Genomic DNA, 17,450 nt, shown 5'->3' with positions numbered 1-17,450 from the left:
AAGACGCGACACCTGAGGCTGGACAACGCGGCGGCGAGGCTCTCGTCCCGCGGACACCAGCACCGTCAAACACGAAGGACATCCATGCGCTACACGCTCTTGGGCCGCTCCGGCATCCGTGTCTCCGAGCTCGCCCTCGGCACCATGACGTTCGGCGACGACTGGGGGTGGGGCGCCTCGCCGGAGACCAGCGCGAGGCTGCTCGACCTGTATGCCGAGGCCGGCGGGAACTTTATCGACACCGCGAACGCATACACCGGCGGGACGGCGGAGTCGATCATCGGCCGAGCGTTGAAGGGCCGGAGGGACCGGTTCGTGCTCGGCACGAAGTACACGATGCAGGCCGTGCCCGGCGACCTGAACAGCGCGGGCAACCACCGCAAGAGCCTCGTGTCCTCGCTTGAGGCCAGCCTGCGCCGTCTGGACACGGACTACATCGACGTGCTGTGGGTGCACGCACGGGACACGCTCACCCCGCTGCCGGAACTGATGCGGGCACTCGATGACCAGGTGCGAGCGGGCAAGGTCCTGCACGTCGGTGTCTCGGACTGGCCGGCTTGGGAGATTGCGCAGGCGAACACGCTCGCCGAGCTGCGTGACTGGTCGCCGTTCGTCGGTGTGCAGCTGCGCTACAACCTGCTCAGCCGGTCGGTGGAGTCGGAGCTGACGGTGATGGCGCAGGCTTTCGACCTCGCGGTCCTCGCCTGGGGGCCGCTGGCAGAGGGGCGTCTGACCGGCAAGTACCTGGACGGCGCGGAGGGGCGCATCACCCGCGGCGGCTGGGACTTCAGCGGAGATCAGAGCGACCACATCGTGCGCGCGGTCGTCGACATCGCCGAGGCCGGAGGGTGGACGCCCGCGCAGGTCGCCTTCGCCTGGCTGCGCTCACGACCCGGCACCGTCATCCCGCTGCTCGGCGCGACCAGCGAACAGCAGCTCACCGGCAACCTCGCCAGCCTCGACGTCACCCTCGACGACGACGCCCTGCACCGGCTCGACGAGATCAGCGCACCTCGCCTGGGTTTCCCCCACGACGTGATGGCCGGTGAGGACATGATCGGCCTCACCTACGGCGACCAGTGGCGCCAGGTCACCGACCACCGGCGCGCATCCTGTCGCCCCGTCAACGACAACGCCCAGAGGGCATGACCACGACCACGGCAGAGCACACCGTTCCATCCGACCAGGAGGAAAGGTATTGATGAGTGTGCCGGAACCGCCCACCGCTATGGTCCGCGACGCGCTCGTGCACGTCACGCCGTCGCGGACGACGCACGGCGACATCACGGTCACCGGCAGCGTGCTGCCCCAGGCGGGTCCGGCACAGTCACCGGGCCAGGATGAGACTGTCGTGCTCGCCGCTGCGGGGGCCTCGGTGGTCCCGATCGTGATCGACGGTGCGGTCCGAGCCCGCGGCCCCGGCCGGCCACTTGGTGCTCGACAACTACGCCACCCACAAGAGCCCCGCCATCAAAACCTGGCGGCTGGCCCACCCTCGGTTCCACCTGCACTTCACACCGACCGGTTCCTCCCGCACCTGGAACACTGACCCCAGGCCCTGTATCGGGACCAAGACCGCGAACGAGATCCTCGAACGCCTCGCCTCATATCTGAACAGAATTCCCGACTCAGAAGACCAGCGGCCGCCGTATCCCGATCACGTGGTCCGGCAGCTGCCCTCTGGAATGCTCTCAGCGGTGCCACGGATCAGACGGCGTACCACCGGTCGAGCGCGTCCCGCAGCCCGGTGGTGTCCGCTCCCGCCCAGGCCACGTATCCGTCCGGCCGCACCAGGAGCGCTGCCGCATCGGGGTCGGGCACCGGCCGGTGTACGAGTCGTACGCGATCGGCACCGTCCACCGCAGCGTCGATCGACCCGTCGCCCACGAGATCCAGCAGCAGGAACCGTCCATCACTCATGTACTCCGCGGCCACCTCCCGGAACACGCTCGGCAGGAATCGGCCCACCAGCGGCTGCTCCGACTCCGGCGCGTAGTCCACATCCGCGCCACTGACCAGGGTGCCGAAGTACTCACGTACCTCGGGGATCACTAGTGTCTCGGTGAGGACCTCGCGCAGAGCGTCGACCTGGGGGCCCGGCCGCATCAGCGCCACCTGCGCGAGGGTGCTGCGCAGCACGTGGGCGGCAGCGGAGTGGCGCTCGGCCGTGTAGGTGTCGAGCAGTTCCTCCGGAGCACGGTCTGTGGCCACGAGCGCCAGCTTCCAGCCGAGGTTCGCAGCATCCTGAAGGCCGAGGTTGAGGCCCTGCCCGCCGATGGGCGAGTGCACGTGCGCGGCGTCGCCGGCCAGCAGTACCCGTCCGCGCCGGTAGGTGTCAGCCTGCCGGGTGTTGTCGCTGAACCGGGTACCGGCGTCCAGATGGGCCACGGTCGCCTCAAGTCCGCCCGCGCGCAGCATGCTGCCTTCGAGTTCGGCGGGAGTCATGGGCGCATCACGGTCCGCCGGCCCGGTGACATCGAACTCGACAGTGGTGATCTCCCCCGGCACCATCAGGCAGTTCACCAGCCCGTTGGGGCCGCGCAGGACGGACTTGAGCATGCTTTCGTCCGCCAGTTTGGCTGACGCGACTCGCCCCGTCATAGTCGCCCCCGTCCCGGGAAACGCGAAGCCGGCGCTCTTACGCACGGTACTGCGCCCGCCGTCACAGCCCACTAGATAATCGGCGCGTAGCGACCGCCCGTCTGCCAGTTCCGCGACCACGGACGTGCCCTCGTCGTGGACTGCGACCACCTGCGAGTTCGTCTCGATGCGCACGCCCAGCTCGTTCGCCCAGTCGGCGAGCAGATGTTCCAGCATGTGCTGCTTCATCAGGAAGCAACGGTCGGCGCCGCTGTCGTCGGCCGCCAGCGGAAGTCCTCCGAAGTGGCCCGCGATGCGGCCTTCGCGCATCATCTTGAGCACGTGCGCGATCTGATCCCCGTCCTCCGTCCGCTGCCCCGCGGCCGCCAAGTGTTCGACCCAGGCTTCCTGCTTGGCTTCGAGTGCGGGAGTGAGCCCACGCAGAGCGAGGGTCTGAGAGCTGCGCCCGTTCACGGAACGCTGGCCGAAGCTCCGCGTCCGCCGCTCGGTGCCGTCGGACGCCTCAAGTATCAACGGAGTTGCCCCGCCGAGGCGCAGTTCCGCAGCCAGCAACAGGCCGACCGGCCCACCGCCGATCACCAGTACATCGATCACGACAACCCCTTACTTACACAGTAAGCTTACGGCGTAAGTAAGGCATGTGCGATGTAGGTTCGTCAAGAAACCAACCGTGAGTGGAGGGCGACGCATGAGTCGACGGGAGCCGCTGAACCGGGCGAAGGTAGTTGCCGCCGCACTGGCTCTGGTCGATGCGGAGGGAGTCGAAGCGCTCACCATGCGCAGGCTGTCCAAATCGCTCGGCGTGGAGGCCATGTCGCTCTACAACCACGTCGCCAACAAGACCGACCTGCTCGACGCGCTCGCGGAGGCGGTGTTCGCCTCCGTCGAACGCGCCGACCCCGGCCTGCCGTGGGCAGAGCGGCTGCGGATCACCGCCCGCAACCTGTATGGCGAGTTCAGCCGCCACCCGTCAGTGTCCAAGGCCGTGGTCGGCGATCAGGCCAACCCCACCTCGGAGGCGGCCCTGCGCCCGACGGAGGATGTGCTCGAAGCGCTGTTCGAGGCCGGCTTCGACGGCAAGGCGGCTCGGCAGGCACTCATCGCGGTCCACGGTCTGGTGTTCGGCACCCTGGCTCTGGCCACCTCCGAATACACCACCCCGCCAAGACCCGCCGCCAACGGGCTGGAAGCCTTCCGTCCCGTGGTGGATCCGGCCTGGCTGCCGCACTTCGCCCGGCTGACGGCGCTCGGCGACAGCGACCCGGCGGAGGACTTCGAGCGCGCGCTGGACCTTCTGATCGCCGGGTTGGTTACCGCAGCACCCAACGGCGCATAGCGCCCCTCCGGGCCGGGCCGGGGCGTCAGTCGGCCACGACTGGCACTGCCGACCTCGCGCCGCTCACGGTACCGAGGTGATGCCCCGCACCACTCGGCTTCACTTCAAAGCTGGGGAGGATCCTGCCGGTTCGTGCCGTCGGCCAGCAAGATGGCCCTCAGCAGGCCGGGAAAGCGGTCCTCCAGGTCGTCAGCGCGCAACCGATTGAGGATCTTGTTGCCGTGATAGCGCTGAGTGATGATGCCCGCCTCGCGGAGTACGCGGAAGTGATGCGTCGAGGTCGACTTGGTGACCGGTAGGTCGAATGCGCCGCATGCCTGCGCTTCGTCCCCGGCGGCAAGCTGGCGAACGATCCGACGCCGCAGGGGGTCGGCCAACGCGGTGAGGACCGTGTCGATGTGGACGGCTTCCGTCCCGGGGTGCGGCAACCTACGCATGCCTGTAAGCCTAACCACCGCCCAAGTGGTACGGTGTGCGTCGTACTACGAGGTGCGTCGTACTACGAAGTGCTTCGTACAGCATGGTGTGCGTCACCACGGCCGATCCAGGTCTGCTCGGTTTTAGAGGGAATGGCCGGAGTTGCCGGAGTGTCGACCCAACCGAATGTGAGGAATGCCCATGAACATTGCCATCGCGCTCTTCGACCGCTTCACCGCCCTCGACGCGGTGGGCCCGTACGAGACGCTGCAGAGGCTTCCCGACACTGACGTGACGTTCGTGGGGCACCGTCGAGGAGAGGTCCGCACCGAGAACGGATATCTCGGCATGACCGCCGACAGGTCCTTCGACGAGGTCCTCACTCCCGATGTGGTCATCGTGCCTGGAGGGGTTGGCGCTCTCTCCTTCCTGGAAGACGAAGTGCTGCTGGAGTGGCTGCGCGAGGTCCACACCACCAGCCGCTTCACCACATCGGTCTGCTCAGGGTCCCTGATCCTGGCGGCGGCAGGCATGCTCCCTGGCCTTGAGGCCACCACCTACTGGGCCTTCATGGACAAGCTGACCGAGCTCGGCGCCGTTCCGACGTCGGAACGGGTGATCGAGCATCTCGACGAGCGGATCATCACTGCCGCCGGGGTCTCATCCGGAATCGACATGGCGCTCCGCCTGGCCGAGCTGCTCACCGATCGGGAGACGGCGGAGGCCATGCAGCTGATCATGGAGTACGACCCGCAGCCGCCGTTCGACGCGGGCTCGGTCGAGAAGGCAGGCCCGCTGGTCGTTGCTCGGGCCCATGAGATCTTCAAGACGAAGGGGTAGCACTCCAGCCGGACTTCTGCATTTCTCCTGGTCAACGTCCTGGCGGTGGGGAGTGTAGCGGTAGGGCGGCATGCGCGGGACGGGCTTGGACAGGTTGTCCGATCGTGCCCTTGTCGTGGTGTGGGCGATCAACTGGCGTGCTTGTCCGTGGTGTTGGGGAGCGCGTGTTGGGGAGCGCGGGGGCGCTTTCGGGGAGCTCGGGATAGAGCTTGTCCATGCTCCCTTCGGGGAGATAGCGGCGGGGGAAGGCGATCCATTCGTCGTGCATCTCGCAGAGCACGGCAGTCGTCAGCCGTTCCAGGGCGGGCGGGTTGGGGAAGACCTGGACGACGCCGGTGCGACGCTTGATCTCCCGGTTGATCCGTTCCAGAGGGTTGGTGGACTGGATCTTCTTCCAGTGCCGTGGTGGGAAGTCCGCGAAGGCGGTCAGGTCCTCTTTCGCGTCCAGGAGCATGGCCCTGACCTTGGGGAACTGGCCGCCGAGCATGTCGGCGACGGTGTCCGGCTGGGTGCGCACAAGGTCGGCGGTGGGCTGGCCGAAGACCGTGCGGATCGTCGCGGCGACCATCTCGCCGGACTCCTTGTCGATCACGCCGAAGACGTTGCGCGGGAAATGAACCCTGTACCTTTGCCAGGCGGCCCCGAGCATCACCTTGCGGACCGCGGCGACCAGGCCGGAGTGGTTGTCGGTGATGACGAGGCGGACGCCGGTCAGGCCGCGTTCGCGCAGGGAGCGCAGGAACTCCCTCCAGAACGCTGCGGTCTCGTTGTCGCCGACCATCAGCCCGAGGGCCTCGCGTCCGCCGTCCTCGGTGATGCCGGTGGCGATGACCACGGCCTGGAAGACGATCTGGTGGTTCACCCGCACCTTGCAGTAGGTCGCGTCCAGGTAGACGTAGGGGAAGCGGGTGTGGTCCAGGGGGCAAGCGCGGAAGGCGGTCAGCGGTTCGTACGCGTCCATGATGACGGCGTAGAGAGCCTGGTCGATGCGGCGACGGCGTTCGAGCAGGGACGGGAAGAAACTGCCGGTGCGGACCTTGGGGATCGCCAGGTCCAGGTCGCCGGCCAGGGTGGTCAGCACCTTGTCGCGGTGCCCGTTGCGCAGGGCCGTCCGTGAGGCGGTGTGCTCGTTCCACTCGGCGCCGATGTGCGCGGTTGCCTCGGCCTCGATCAGCTCTTGCAGCATCCTCTCGGCCACGCTGCGGACGAGCTCGATTCCGTCCGACGAGCGTAGTGACTCCAGCAGCCGTACCAGGTCAGACTGAGACAGGGCCATCGCGCACTCCCATGGCTTGAACTGGCGTTCCAGCAAGGAGAGTTGCGCGGTGGCCCGCCTTTGGTCAGGGAGCGGCCACCTGCATCAGGTGTGCGCCCCGGGCAGACGCCCGCGCACTCCCGAACCTTGATCGGCTACACCACGACAAGGGGCACGATCCATCCTGCGCGAGAGGGGACCAACCCCGCGGGCGCGGGGACCACCAGTCGCCGACCTGCGCGTCTATTTGGACGAGCACCTGCTTTTACTTACTTCACCAGATTCCGGCATAGCTAGCATTACCCGCTTCCAGGGAACCCGATCAGGCCCTCAAGCTTGCTGCAAGCATCCCCGTCTCCTCCAGCTTCCGGTCTCGATTCAGCGTCGGTCTGCCCGACGCTGAAGTTCCCCTGCTTGGCTTTCGCGTCGCTTCCCATGCCGGCCCTGCCGCAGATCTCCACGCGACTTGATCGCATCCACGATCCCGAGAGAGGAGGCATGGGTCCAGGTCGCAGCGCGACGATGAGGCAGGCCGGGAGTATCACCGAACAAGTTGACGGAGAGGTCGACAGTGTTCACCCAGGCAATCATTGGACACCCCTGGACAGTCTTTACCACCTGTGCCAGGTGGTGCCCAGTGAGGGGCCGACGACCAGTACAGGGGCCTCGGCCGGCCCGTCAAGGCGGTATGTTCACCTCGCTACGGCAGGTCCTGCACGGCCTGGACCCGGGACGACAGCCTCGACGCTTTGCCTATCGGTACGTTCCGATGTGTTCCAGGATGAGACGAGTGACTTCGTCCGGCCGATCGAGTTGAAGGAAATGTCCGGCTCCCTGAAGGCGCTCGAAGCGCCACGGTCCGTCGATCCATTCCCCCGAGCGCGCCATCTGCTCCAGACTGCTGTAGATGTCACCCGTCGGCCAGATTCCGAGAACGGGAACCGATACACGTGGGACAGGGGCCATCCGGCCGTGCACCGGGTGCACGTTCGCGTGGTAGAAGTTCAGCATGGCCTTGACCGCGCCGGGGCGTTCCAGATCGCGGATCCAGGCGTCGCTCTCCGGATGGTTGCCCACCCACCAACGGAAGGTGGACCATTCCCCACCCTCGCCCTCGGCCTCACTGCGAAGCCAGTCCTCGGCGTCGGGAAAGAGCAGGCGAAGCATGTACCACGAGAGCTGCTTCTGCTCGTAGCCCGCTGCCTTTCGGGCGCTGGGATGGCCGACGGACAACGCCACGTAGGACTTCACCCGGTCCGGTCGACGGGCGGCCATCGACCAGGTCGAGGCCGCTCCGCGGTCGTGCCCGACGAGATGGAAGGTGTCAGCTCCGAGTGCGTCGGCGACAGCCCAGAGCCGTTCCTCGTCCTTCGCCACGGTGTAGTTCTCCACCCCGTCGGGCATGTCCGAGTCGCCTTGTCCGAGCAGATCCGGTGCGATCACCCGGATACCCGCCCGGAGAAGGCCGGGGATCTGACCGCGGTACACGGCGGACGAGTCCGGAATACCGGGTACCAGCATGATGGCCTCCGGACCCGTACCCGCTTCGAAAACGTTGACGCGATGCCCGTCAACGGTGACGCCGTGGCGCGTCATTCCCTTCAGGCGCCGCATTTCCGAAGCCTGCAACTGAGCCATGAGTCTGCCCTTCCTCCTGGTGTACTCGCACCTAAGTAACCGATTGGTCATTAGGGACGCTAGCACCGCTCCTCGATAATGACCAGATGTATACTGAGCTCGTGGACGCAGAACCCGAGCACAGCGAAGGGCACACCGGCAAGCGCCGCCGACGCGACCCGCAGGCAAGCCGAGAGGCGATCCTCAACGCAGCGCGCGCGGAGTTGAACGAGCACGGTTACGGCCGCATGACCATCAGGAGCGTCGCAGCCCGAGCCGGGGTGACACACGGCCTGGTGATGCGTCATTTCGGTACGAAGGAAAGGCTGTTCCTGGCCGCCATCCCGGGGCCGCAGCAACTCGACACGGCTCTCGCCGGTGACTCCGCCACGCTGGCCGAACGGATCGCCCAGGCCTATGTGGAACGCATGGAAGCCGCAGACTCCGATGATCCCTTCGTAGCCCTGATCCGTAGCGCCGCGGCCAACGACCCGACCGCCAACCGGCTGTACTCCGCGATGCAGGAGTACAGCACCGCGGCCTACCGCGCCGTGCTGGACGGCCCCGACGTGGACGCGCGCGTCGACCTGCTCGCGGCGGTACTCCTGGGCGTGACGTTCAGCCGGTACATCGTCCGCGAAGGCGCCCTTGCCTCGATGGAACCCTCCGCGCTGAGCACCCACCTCGCCGACCTGCTCCGGCCTCTCGTCCAACCCCGGCATGCCGGACCAGCCGACGCCGGTCACGCCGCCGGTCCGACCTCTCCGTGTCCGAGCGCCGGATAATCGGCCATGCGTATATGAAGGCCACGCCACAGCTCGGGGGGTGGCAGCAGATACGGCGCCTGGGGGCAGCAGGAGCACTGGGTGTACCGGCCTGGCTGGTCACCGGTGTCCTGCTGCCCCCGGGAGAGGCGACCGGGTCGTTGTCCTGGTTCGTTGTCGGTGATCCATTGGTGGCTCTCGGTTGCCTGACGGCCTTGGTGTGGCGCAGGCGGTACCCGCTGGCTGTCGCTCTGACCGTCGTGATCGCCTCGGCCGCCTCCTCGCTGGCCGCCGGCGCCGGACTGCTGGCGCTGGCCTCGGTCTCCACCCGCCGGCGCCCGATGGAGATCGGGGCCGTCACGCTCGCCTACCTGACCGCGTCACAGATATCCATCGTGGTCTACCCGGTCCCCGGTTCGACCGGTGAGACAGGGCTCCGGCTCGCTGTCCCGACCCTGATCGCCGGCATCGTGGTGGCCGCGGGTGTGGCCGTCGGTACGCGACGCGTCGAGGTACGGACCCTGCGGGAGCGGGCACGGAGCACAGAACGGGAACAGAAGGCACGCGCGGCCCAGGCCCGAGCCCAGGAACGCAACCGCATCGCCCGCGAGATGCACGACGTCCTCGCCCACCGCATCTCCCTGATCGCCATGCAGGCCGGAGCACTCAACCACCGCACCAACCTCCCCGCCCACGAGAACCGGACACTCATCCACGGCATCGCCGACGGCTCCCACCAGGCCCTCGAAGAACTACGCGACGTCCTCGGCGTCCTCCGCTCCGGCCCACCCCACTCCGAACCCGCCCAGCCCTCCCTGCACAGGATCCCCGACCTGGTCGCCGACGCCCGCACCTCAGGACTCCACGCCACCCTCACCACCACCGTGACCGGAACACCACCCGACACCCTCGGACGGACCGCCTACCGCATCGTGCAGGAAGGACTGACCAACGCCACCAAACACGCCCCCGGCGCACACATCCACATCACCCTCGAAGGAACACCCGGCGACCAACTCCACGTCACCGTCACCAACACCCCCGCCCACACCGACAACCCGGCGAAGACCCACCCACCACCATCATCCGGATACGGACTGCTCGGCCTCGCCGAACGCGTCGAACTCGCCGGCGGCACACTCGACCACCACCCCACACCCGACAACGGATACACCCTCACCGCACAACTCCCCTGGCCGACCCCCACCCACGAAACCGACACCTGAACACGGCCCGTGGTCGGCGTGGTGGATGAGTGTGCCGGGCTCGGGCGGTCAGTACGGGGACCGGCGGCCGGACGGGGCCCGTCCGGCGCTCCCGGACTCCCTCGTCGGGTCCCCCTTCACCTCGTCACGCTCCGCCGTCCCGTCCGGCTCCGTCGCCGCGAAGTCCTCCGCCGTTCCCGCAGCGCCCGCGGTGGACCGGCGCGCCAGGTTCAGGCTGGCCACCGTCAGCAGCACCAGGATGCCGACGCCGCACAGCGCCGCTGCGTGCATGCCGGTGGTGAAGGCGGACCGGGCGGTCGCGAGCAGCTCGTCGCCGACCGCTCCCGGCAACCGGTCTGCTGCCCCGATGGCGCCCGTCAGTGTGGACCGGGCGAGATCGGCCAGCTCCGGCCGGACGCCATCGGGCAGGGCGTCGCCGGCCATCCGCGCCCCGTAGAACGCGGTCGCCACCGAGCCGAACGCCGCCACACCCAGTGCGTTGCCCAGTTCGGCGCCCGTCTCCCCGACTCCCGCGGCGTTGCCCGCGCGCTCCGGCGGAGCGCTGCTGATGATCACGTCGTTGGTGAGGGCGAGCGCCGCCTGGACCCCGAAAGACAGGACGGCGAAGCCGGTGGCGGTGAGCGCGAGGCCGGAGGTGGCGTCCGCCAGACTGATCAGCACGAGCCCCGGCACGGCGAGCGCGAAGCCGCCCGCCATGACGCGACCGGGATGCAGTCTGGCGGCGGCCGCCGGTGCGAGCAGTGTGCCCACCACCCCCGCCACCATCGCGGGCAGCGCCCACAGACCGGCGGTGAGCGGAGTGAGCCCCAGGACGAGTTGGAAGTACTGGAGGACCAGGAACTGCGTCCCGGTCACGACGAAGAGGCCCATCGTCTGGCCGCCCAGCGCCACCGAGAACCCGGGACGGCTGAAGAGCCTCAGGTCGAGCATGGGGCTGGTGATCCTCAACTGGCGGCGTACGAAGGCGACCGCGAAGCCGAGTCCGAGGACGACGGCCAGCAACGAGGTAGTGCGGACGCCGTCCTGCGCCACCTGCTTGAAGCCGTAGACCACCGGCATCACCGTCACGATGGACAGGACGACGCTGAGCGGGTCGAGCCGGCCCGGCCGCGGGTCGCGGTACTCGGGGAGCAGCACCGGGCCGACGAGCAGCAGGACCACTCCCACCGGCACACCGACCAGGAACACCGAACCCCACCAGAAGTGCTCCAGCAGCACGCCGCCGACCAACGGGCCGATCATTCCGCCCACGCTGAAGTTGGTCATCCACACCGCGATGGCGAATCGTCGCTGGCCCGGGTCACGAAACATATTGCTGATCAGCGACAGGGTGGACGGCATGAGGGTCGCGCCGGCGATGCCCAGGAGGGCGCGCGCCGCGATGAGCATCGCCACCCCGGTCGCGTACGCGGCGAGCAGCGACGCGACGGCGAACGCCGCGGCGCCGATGAGCAGCAGTTTCCGCCGGCCGATCCGGTCCCCGAGGGTCCCCATGGTGGCGAGGAACGAAGCGACCAGAAACCCGTAGATGTCGACGATCCAGAGCAACTGCGCACCGCTCGGCCCCAGACTCTCGCCGAGTTCGGGGGCGGCCAGGTGCAGCACGGTCATGTCGAGACCGATCAGGATGGTCGGCAGCGCCAGGACGGCCAGCCCCATCCATTCCCGTCGCCCCGCTCGCGCTGGTTCGTCGGTACGCACAGAACAAGCCCTTCCTCGCTCACTCGGCCGCCTCGAAGTCTCTCAGCCCGGCAGCCTCGCAGCTTGATCGAAATCCCGGCGATTGTAGGTGTGTTGGCCCGCCGACGGCACAAAACCTGAGGAACCGGCCACCGGTCGCCATCGCTCCCGGCCACGGAAGTGGCCGGTCGCGGGGTTGGACACCCGCCCCCCCTTCAGAACGTGGCGAGTGCCTGTCGGTAGGTGCCGAGAACCGTACGCACAGCGAGGGTGAGCGGGCGCTTCAGTGCTTCCTCCGGGGTGAGCCAGACGGCGGTGACACCCTCCGGGCCGAGGCGCACCGCGGCCTCGCCACCGTCGCCCGCCTCGCAGTGGTAGACCTGCCACACATGGGCGTCGGCGCCCCGGCGGCACCCATCACCCGGGACGGGGGTCCGGCCGAGGAACGCCAGCCCGCGCGCGGCCAGTCCGGTTTCCTCCTCCAGCTCACGCGCCGCGGCCAGGTGCGGCTCCTCGTCCCGTTCCACGTGTCCGGCCGGGATCGTCAGTCCGAAAGGGAACGCCGTCCGGTCGAAGAAGAGGAAGCGTCCGCGCGCGTCCCGCGCGAAGACGCCCGCCGTCTCGTGCCAGTACTCGCCGTTCTCGTCCGTCCACCAGTTAACCGCCGGGTCGAGCACCAACGCCCGGTCACGCACCGCTCCGCACGCACCGCACACACAGTGCCGCCGGCCGTCTTCGGTGCGCCACTTCACCCCGTCCTCGTGGCACCGAAGGCAGTAATGGTGCACGGCACCGTCGGTCAGTGCCCGCGGGGGCAGGAAGTCGAGCCGCATCGTTTCTCCTCACGCGGATGCCGGCGGGGACGGACGCCACCACCGGCCGCGCGGCGGACAGCCCCATGGCGTGTCCACCGCGCGGCGCCCATGGCGGGAAGAGGTGGTCAGATGTCCAGGCCGAAGCGGGTGAACAGTTCCTTCTCACCGGTGACGTAGGAGGTGTCGGTGATCGCGGTCTGGTCGGACGGGCCGCGGCTGCACATGCACATGTGCCGCCCGTTGGAGACGACCCTCGCGGCGCGGGCTCCCCCGGAGCTCATGATCTCCTCGGCGATGTCCTTCACCAGGTACTCCTGGATCTGGAACCGCTTGCTGTACGCCTGCACCAGCCTCGGGAATTTTCCGAGGCCGAGAATGCGGTCGCCGGGGACGTACGAGATGGCGATCTTCCCGAAGAACGGCAGGAAGTGGTGGGCGCAGATGGAGAAGTAGTTGATGTCGTGCACGCGGACCACACCGGCGTGTTCGCCATCTATTTCGACGGTCGTCTTGAGGATCTTCGACGTGTCGATGTCGTAGCCGCTGAGCAACTCACGGTAGGCGCGGACGATGCGGGGCTCGCACTCCTCCTCCTGGTACCAGTCCAGGGCTCGCTTGTCGGTCGTCACGTTCTCTTCGAGCCACTGGGCGATGCTGGTGGTCATGCTGGCCTCCTGCTGGGGATCGACTCGGCTGTCGGTTTCTCAGGCTGGTTCGGGCGGTTCATGGGACGCGCGCCGGCCGGCGGCGCGGTCACCTCGGGTCGACGGGCGGCCACTTCTTCGGCGGAGCCTGGCCGAGGAATTCGATGACCACGTTCCGGTAGAAATGGTCGCTGCGGTTCACGAGTCGGTGCGGCTTTCCACGCCGACGGTGCACCACATCGCCGATGAAGTCGTCCTGGTCCTCTATTTCGCCGTCCTCGTACTCCAGTCGCACCTGACCGGGATGGTCGACCACGAATACATAGTCCCAGGGATGCTCGTGCCATTCGCTGGCGTCGCCCGGTTGCAGTTCCAGCAGCCACACCCGGGTACTCTCGTCCTCGAACAGAAGCTTCGTCCCGGCCGTTCCATAATGCCGGCCGGGCGTCTTACCTCGTAGCTCATCAGGTATTTCCGTGTTGCCGTGCTGCGTGCTCCGGTCGTGCGCCATTCGGGTTTTCCCTCCCCGGGGAAGACGGCATTCCGATGTGCTGCCGACAGGTTGCCCCACCCATGCATAAACCCCGTACAGGCTGCGTATATTTACGCGGGGACTATGGGAAGCGGGGTTTCCGGGTAGGTAGCTCCGGGCGATACTCCAACCGAGCAATCCGACGTCGGCAGACCCCGGAAGAGGAGACACGGAGATGACGAGGCTCACCCGGCAGCCCGATATCGAGGGCAGGAGCAAGAAACTCTGGATGAACGACGACGGTACCTGCGATATCGAACTGATACCGAGCCTGCGCAGCTTCACGTACGACCGGGACGCCCTGATGCCACGGACCGCGGCGCTTCGCCTCGACTTCTACGAGGCGGCGGCCGAACGCCTCGCCGGCAAGGGAGTACGTACGGTCTTCAGGGAACGGCTCGACGCCATCTCCTACCGGGCGGACTACGTGCCGGCGCCGCCGTTCGAGGTCATCGTGAAGAACGTCGCCACCGGGTCCACCGTGCGCAAGTACCCGCAGCTCTTCCCCGAGGGCCACCGATTCCGGCCCCCGGTGGTGAAGTTCGACTACCGGATCGATCCCGAGGACCAGCCGATCGGCGAGGACTACCTCCGCGCGGCGGGCGTGGACGTCACGTCCTTCCGCGACTGCGCGCTCCGGTGCAACGACGCGCTGCGGTCCTGGTTGGCGCCGCTGGACCTGTGGGACTTCTGTCTGGTGGTGGGGGTCGGCGCGGACGGTGAGCCCGTCGTCAATTCCGAGGTGTCGCCGGACTGCATGCGGCTGCGCGACGAGGCCGGCAATCCGCTGGACAAGGACCTGTTCCGGCAGGGCGCCGACGAGGCCACCGTGGTGCGGGCCTGGACGGACCTCGTACGCAGGATGCGGGGATGAGCTCGGCCGCGGACGACACCCGCGCGACGGGGAAGGGCGCCCACGCGCTCCGCACCGACGGTCCCGTCGTGCTGCTGACCGGGGCCAACCGCGGTACCGGCCGGGCGGTGGCCGAGGGATTGCATGCCGCCGGCTGGCGGGTCCACGCCCTCTCCCGGACACCCACGCGACTGCCCTGGCTGCACGAGGTCGCCTGCGACCTGCGTCACCCCGAGCAGGTCGGCCCCGCCGTCGACCGGGTCGCCACGGCCGCCGGCGGCCTGGACGCGGTGGTGACCGGCGGAGTCGTACGCGCCCTCGGGGACGTCGCCTCGCTCCCCCTCGACGACTGGCGGGAGGCGGTCGACGTCAATCTCACCTCGGTTCTGGCACTGGTGCAGTCGGCTTTGCCGCACCTGCGCCGCGGCGGGGGCCGAATCGTCCTGATGGGCAGCCATGCGGGCAGCCGCTTCTTCGAGGGCGGGGCCGCCTACTGCATGACGAAGGCGGCGCTGAAGGCGCTCGCCGAGGTGCTGCTGCTGGAGGAACGGGGGCACGGGGTCTGCACCACTCTGCTCAGCCCTGGGGCCATTGCCAATCTGCCCGGTGACAACTCGCCGACGAAGATGGCCACCTCGTCGGTGGCGCAGGCCGTGCGCTGGGCGCTGGAGGCTCCGGACGACACCACCGTCGGCGAGCTCGAACTCCGCCCCGCCCGCCTCCCCGCCCACCCGCCGGTATCAGGTCTGGACCGGCTCCAGGCCGTGTGACGGCGCACGGCACCCCGTCACACGGCACGGCACATCGTGCGACGCCGCACCGCATCGCACCACGTACCAGGCGCACCACGGACCAGGCGCACGGCTGCACGGCGCACGGCCTTGTCGTCCGTCCTGGGACGTCCGCACACCGAGGTGGCGAAGGAGAGGCATGACCGGGCAGTCGGAACAGTTGGAAACGGTCAGCGCGGCGGGCACCGTCAACGTGAGCTGGGACCTGGGAGTGGGGCTCGTCTCCGTCGTGGGCGACCTGCCCGAAACGCCGTTCCCGGCGGGCGGCGGAGTACAGATCCGCTTCGCCTCCCGCCTGTGGATCTCCCTGGACACCAGCGGACGCCCGGTGGCCCTTGACGTCTTCGACGTCCCCCCGGTGCTGGTGGGCATCATCCCGTCGGCCCGGCGCGGCGAGGAGAGCGCGTCCGCCGCACCGCCGGGCACCATCCCCTGGCTCCTCGACACGGACAGCAACTGGCTGTGGATCGCGCTGATCGCAGCGCCCGAGCACCAACGTCTCGTCCGCGAGGGCTGGGTCGAGGTATGGCTGGACCAGGACCGGCCGGTGCGCCTCAAGGTGCGGGCGCCGGTCGCCGGGGCGCCCACCCGGGCCAGGCGGTCCACGCCGTGAGCGCGCCGGACCGCATCCGTCTGGTCTGCACCGATCTCGACGGCACCCTGCTCAACGAGCGCGGCGCCATCGGACCGCTGACTCATGGCGCGCTCACCGAAGCGGCCCGCGGCAACGTCCCGGTGGTATGCGTGACCGGCCGTCCGCTGCACGACGCGCTGTCCGTCTGCCGCGACATCGGCACGGAAGGACTGGTGGTGTGCAGCAACGGGGCCGTCGTGGCGGAGGTCGCGACCGGCAAGCCGCTCCGGCGCCAGGGCTTCTCCCGTCACCAGGCCCGCACGGTCCTCGCCCGGCTGCGCGCCCGGCTGCCCGGGGTGGTCCTCGGCGTGGACACCCTACGCGGACTGTTCCTCGAACCCGGGTTCGAGGAACTGGTCCCGGACTGCTGGCAGCACACCTGTGTCCCGGACGCCGCCGAGGTACTGATCCTGGGCGACGGCGTGGTCAAGATCCTGGCCGTGCACCCCGACCGGCCGGGACCCTCGCTCGCGCGTCCGCTGGTCCGCCCCGGCGACGGCGTCCTCGCGACCTGCTCCACGCCGTACTTCCTGGAAATCGCGCCGACCGGCGTCGACAAGGGGGCGGCCCTACGCTGGCTGGCCGACCACCACGCGATACGGGTCACCGCCGTCGCCGCCGTCGGCGACATGCTCAACGATCTGCCGATGCTGCGCGCGGCCGGCCTCGCCGCCGCGGTCGCCAACGCCCACCCGTCCGTACGCCGGTACGCCGACCTGATCCTCCCCAGCAACGAGCAGGAGGGGGTGGCCGACCTGCTGTCGATGGTGCTGTCGGCACAGCAGGAGGATGTCGCGTGAGACGGCGGGGAGGACGGGAAGGACGGGAGGACAAGGCCGCCGGAGCGCACGGACCCGGTGCAACGGCGTCGCGCGATGGGCGAACCGGGGCGCTCGGGGCGACAGATAGGCTGCCGCGATGACGACAGAGACGGATCTGCGGCACCTGCGTCGCTGTGTGGAACTGGCGGCCGAAGCCCTCGACGCGCGGGACGACCCCTTCGGCTCGCTGCTCGTCGGGCCCGAGGGCACGGTGCTCAAGGAGGAGCGGAACCGGATCTCCTCCGGCGACCACACCCGGCACCCCGAGTTCGCCCTCGCTCGCTGGGCGGCCGACCACCTCTCTTCTGACGAGCGCGCCCGGTCCACCGTCTACACGTCCGGCGAGCACTGCCCCATGTGCGCCGCCGCGCACGGCTGGGTCGGCCTCGGCCGCATCGTCTACGCCGCGTCCTCGGCCCAGTTGTCCGGCTGGCTCGCCGATTGGGGCGCCACCCCGGCCCCGGTCGCCACGCTCCCCATCACCGACGTCGTGCCCGGTGCCGTGGCCGAGGGCCCCGCGCCGGAACTGGTCGACCCGGTGCGAGCGCTCCACCGGCGGCGGCACCTGGGGCGCGTCGGGGACGGGCCCGGTGACGGCGAGGTGTGATACGGCCGGGCCGCCGG

General features: G+C 68.8%; 18 protein-coding genes. 10 read left to right on the top strand and 8 right to left on the bottom strand.

Annotated features, from left to right (window positions below):
• The first annotated feature begins 84 nt into the window (after positions 1 to 84).
• On the top strand, positions 85 to 1,149 hold the full coding sequence (locus ACFTZC_RS01210) for an aldo/keto reductase (protein ID WP_382885623.1): 1,065 nt from the start codon (positions 85 to 87) through the stop codon (positions 1,147 to 1,149).
• 558 nt (positions 1,150 to 1,707) lie between these two features.
• Here ACFTZC_RS01210 and ACFTZC_RS01205 read toward each other — a convergent pair.
• Positions 1,708 to 3,180: an FAD-dependent monooxygenase gene (locus tag ACFTZC_RS01205; RefSeq protein ID WP_382885621.1), complete on the bottom strand. Its 1,473-nt coding sequence runs from the start codon at positions 3,178 to 3,180 to the stop codon at positions 1,708 to 1,710.
• A 109-nt stretch (positions 3,181 to 3,289) separates the two neighbouring features.
• On the opposite strand from ACFTZC_RS01205, the gene ACFTZC_RS01200 reads away from it, so the two are divergent.
• Positions 3,290 to 3,937: a TetR/AcrR family transcriptional regulator C-terminal domain-containing protein gene (locus ACFTZC_RS01200; protein WP_382885620.1), complete on the top strand. Its 648-nt coding sequence runs from the start codon at positions 3,290 to 3,292 to the stop codon at positions 3,935 to 3,937.
• A 104-nt stretch (positions 3,938 to 4,041) separates the two neighbouring features.
• On the opposite strand, the gene ACFTZC_RS01195 is transcribed toward ACFTZC_RS01200, so the two are convergent.
• A complete protein-coding gene (locus ACFTZC_RS01195; protein WP_382885619.1) occupies positions 4,042 to 4,374 on the bottom strand; it encodes an ArsR/SmtB family transcription factor in 333 nt (110 codons plus the stop codon).
• A 181-nt stretch (positions 4,375 to 4,555) separates the two neighbouring features.
• Between ACFTZC_RS01195 and ACFTZC_RS01190 the strand changes: the two genes are divergently transcribed.
• Positions 4,556 to 5,194: a DJ-1/PfpI family protein gene (locus ACFTZC_RS01190; protein WP_382885617.1), complete on the top strand. Its 639-nt coding sequence runs from the start codon at positions 4,556 to 4,558 to the stop codon at positions 5,192 to 5,194.
• Positions 5,195 to 5,225: 31 nt separating this feature from the next.
• On the opposite strand, the gene ACFTZC_RS01185 is transcribed toward ACFTZC_RS01190, so the two are convergent.
• Positions 5,226 to 6,470, bottom strand: a complete 1,245-nt coding sequence (locus tag ACFTZC_RS01185) for an IS256 family transposase (RefSeq protein ID WP_382885615.1) — start codon at positions 6,468 to 6,470, stop codon at positions 5,226 to 5,228.
• A 732-nt stretch (positions 6,471 to 7,202) separates the two neighbouring features.
• Entirely contained in the window at positions 7,203 to 8,087 is an 885-nt protein-coding gene (locus tag ACFTZC_RS01180; protein ID WP_382885613.1) for an alpha/beta fold hydrolase, read from the bottom strand.
• Positions 8,088 to 8,188: 101 nt separating this feature from the next.
• Between ACFTZC_RS01180 and ACFTZC_RS01175 the strand changes: the two genes are divergently transcribed.
• Entirely contained in the window at positions 8,189 to 8,851 is a 663-nt protein-coding gene (locus ACFTZC_RS01175; protein WP_382885612.1) for a TetR family transcriptional regulator, read from the top strand.
• Positions 8,852 to 8,865: 14 nt separating this feature from the next.
• Positions 8,866 to 10,056 (top strand): sensor histidine kinase, encoded by a 1,191-nt coding sequence (locus tag ACFTZC_RS01170; RefSeq protein ID WP_382885610.1) that lies wholly within the window; start codon positions 8,866 to 8,868, stop codon positions 10,054 to 10,056.
• 48 nt (positions 10,057 to 10,104) lie between these two features.
• Here the strand turns inward: ACFTZC_RS01170 and ACFTZC_RS01165 are convergent, their stop codons facing one another.
• The 4 genes from ACFTZC_RS01165 to ACFTZC_RS01150 all read right to left on the bottom strand — a co-directional run bounded on the left by ACFTZC_RS01165 (position 10,105) and on the right by ACFTZC_RS01150 (position 13,706).
• A complete protein-coding gene (locus ACFTZC_RS01165) occupies positions 10,105 to 11,715 on the bottom strand; it encodes an MFS transporter (protein WP_382885608.1) in 1,611 nt (536 codons plus the stop codon).
• A 236-nt stretch (positions 11,716 to 11,951) separates the two neighbouring features.
• Positions 11,952 to 12,569 carry an NUDIX hydrolase gene (locus tag ACFTZC_RS01160; RefSeq protein ID WP_382885607.1) on the bottom strand — a complete coding sequence of 206 codons (618 nt, stop codon included), beginning with the start codon at positions 12,567 to 12,569 and terminating at the stop codon, positions 11,952 to 11,954.
• Between the two features lie 107 nt (positions 12,570 to 12,676).
• On the bottom strand, positions 12,677 to 13,216 hold the full coding sequence (gene folE, locus ACFTZC_RS01155; protein ID WP_382885605.1) for a GTP cyclohydrolase I: 540 nt from the start codon (positions 13,214 to 13,216) through the stop codon (positions 12,677 to 12,679).
• 88 nt (positions 13,217 to 13,304) lie between these two features.
• Positions 13,305 to 13,706, bottom strand: a complete 402-nt coding sequence (locus tag ACFTZC_RS01150; RefSeq protein ID WP_382885603.1) for a cupin domain-containing protein — start codon at positions 13,704 to 13,706, stop codon at positions 13,305 to 13,307.
• A 196-nt stretch (positions 13,707 to 13,902) separates the two neighbouring features.
• Between ACFTZC_RS01150 and ACFTZC_RS01145 the strand changes: the two genes are divergently transcribed.
• From ACFTZC_RS01145 to ACFTZC_RS01125, 5 genes are all read left to right on the top strand, one after another.
• Complete coding sequence (locus ACFTZC_RS01145) at positions 13,903 to 14,601, top strand: phosphoribosylaminoimidazolesuccinocarboxamide synthase (RefSeq protein ID WP_382885602.1); 699 nt, start codon at positions 13,903 to 13,905, stop codon at positions 14,599 to 14,601.
• Entirely contained in the window at positions 14,598 to 15,350 is a 753-nt protein-coding gene (locus ACFTZC_RS01140; protein ID WP_382885600.1) for an SDR family oxidoreductase, read from the top strand. The genes ACFTZC_RS01145 and ACFTZC_RS01140 overlap by 4 nt, the downstream gene beginning before the upstream one ends.
• A 160-nt stretch (positions 15,351 to 15,510) precedes the next feature.
• Positions 15,511 to 15,984, top strand: coding sequence for a hypothetical protein (locus ACFTZC_RS01135; protein ID WP_382885599.1), 474 nt, complete (start codon positions 15,511 to 15,513; stop codon positions 15,982 to 15,984).
• Positions 15,981 to 16,805 carry an HAD family hydrolase gene (locus ACFTZC_RS01130; protein ID WP_382885597.1) on the top strand — a complete coding sequence of 275 codons (825 nt, stop codon included), beginning with the start codon at positions 15,981 to 15,983 and terminating at the stop codon, positions 16,803 to 16,805. Before ACFTZC_RS01135 ends, ACFTZC_RS01130 begins: the two co-directional genes overlap by 4 nt.
• A gap of 118 nt (positions 16,806 to 16,923) precedes the next feature.
• Complete coding sequence (locus tag ACFTZC_RS01125) at positions 16,924 to 17,433, top strand: nucleoside deaminase (RefSeq protein ID WP_382885595.1); 510 nt, start codon at positions 16,924 to 16,926, stop codon at positions 17,431 to 17,433.
• Positions 17,434 to 17,450: the final 17 nt, after the last annotated feature.

It is taken from the genome of Streptomyces sp. NPDC056987, from assembly GCF_042673865.1.
Classification (GTDB): domain Bacteria; phylum Actinomycetota; class Actinomycetes; order Streptomycetales; family Streptomycetaceae; genus Streptomyces.
Note: the sequence above shows the minus strand (reverse complement) of the source record. Positions and strands in the feature narration are given on the sequence as shown.

Bases quoted from the DNA above. Each gene is read 5' to 3' on its own strand.
- ACFTZC_RS01170 (WP_382885610.1), top strand. From the start codon at position 8,866: ATGAAGGCCACGCCACAGCTCGGGGGGTGGCAGCAGATACGGCGCCTG.
- ACFTZC_RS01200 (WP_382885620.1), top strand. From the start codon at position 3,290: ATGAGTCGACGGGAGCCGCTGAACCGGGCGAAGGTAGTTGCCGCCGCA.
- ACFTZC_RS01180 (WP_382885613.1), bottom strand. From the start codon at position 8,087: ATGGCTCAGTTGCAGGCTTCGGAAATGCGGCGCCTGAAGGGAATGACG.
- ACFTZC_RS01150 (WP_382885603.1), bottom strand. From the start codon at position 13,706: ATGGCGCACGACCGGAGCACGCAGCACGGCAACACGGAAATACCTGAT.
- ACFTZC_RS01140 (WP_382885600.1), top strand. From the start codon at position 14,598: ATGAGCTCGGCCGCGGACGACACCCGCGCGACGGGGAAGGGCGCCCAC.
- ACFTZC_RS01125 (WP_382885595.1), top strand. From the start codon at position 16,924: ATGACGACAGAGACGGATCTGCGGCACCTGCGTCGCTGTGTGGAACTG.
- ACFTZC_RS01190 (WP_382885617.1), top strand. From the start codon at position 4,556: ATGAACATTGCCATCGCGCTCTTCGACCGCTTCACCGCCCTCGACGCG.
- folE (WP_382885605.1), bottom strand. From the start codon at position 13,216: ATGACCACCAGCATCGCCCAGTGGCTCGAAGAGAACGTGACGACCGAC.
- ACFTZC_RS01160 (WP_382885607.1), bottom strand. From the start codon at position 12,569: ATGCGGCTCGACTTCCTGCCCCCGCGGGCACTGACCGACGGTGCCGTG.
- ACFTZC_RS01195 (WP_382885619.1), bottom strand. From the start codon at position 4,374: ATGCGTAGGTTGCCGCACCCCGGGACGGAAGCCGTCCACATCGACACG.
- ACFTZC_RS01145 (WP_382885602.1), top strand. From the start codon at position 13,903: ATGACGAGGCTCACCCGGCAGCCCGATATCGAGGGCAGGAGCAAGAAA.
- ACFTZC_RS01165 (WP_382885608.1), bottom strand. From the start codon at position 11,715: ATGGGGCTGGCCGTCCTGGCGCTGCCGACCATCCTGATCGGTCTCGAC.
- ACFTZC_RS01135 (WP_382885599.1), top strand. From the start codon at position 15,511: ATGACCGGGCAGTCGGAACAGTTGGAAACGGTCAGCGCGGCGGGCACC.
- ACFTZC_RS01185 (WP_382885615.1), bottom strand. From the start codon at position 6,470: ATGGCCCTGTCTCAGTCTGACCTGGTACGGCTGCTGGAGTCACTACGC.
- ACFTZC_RS01210 (WP_382885623.1), top strand. From the start codon at position 85: ATGCGCTACACGCTCTTGGGCCGCTCCGGCATCCGTGTCTCCGAGCTC.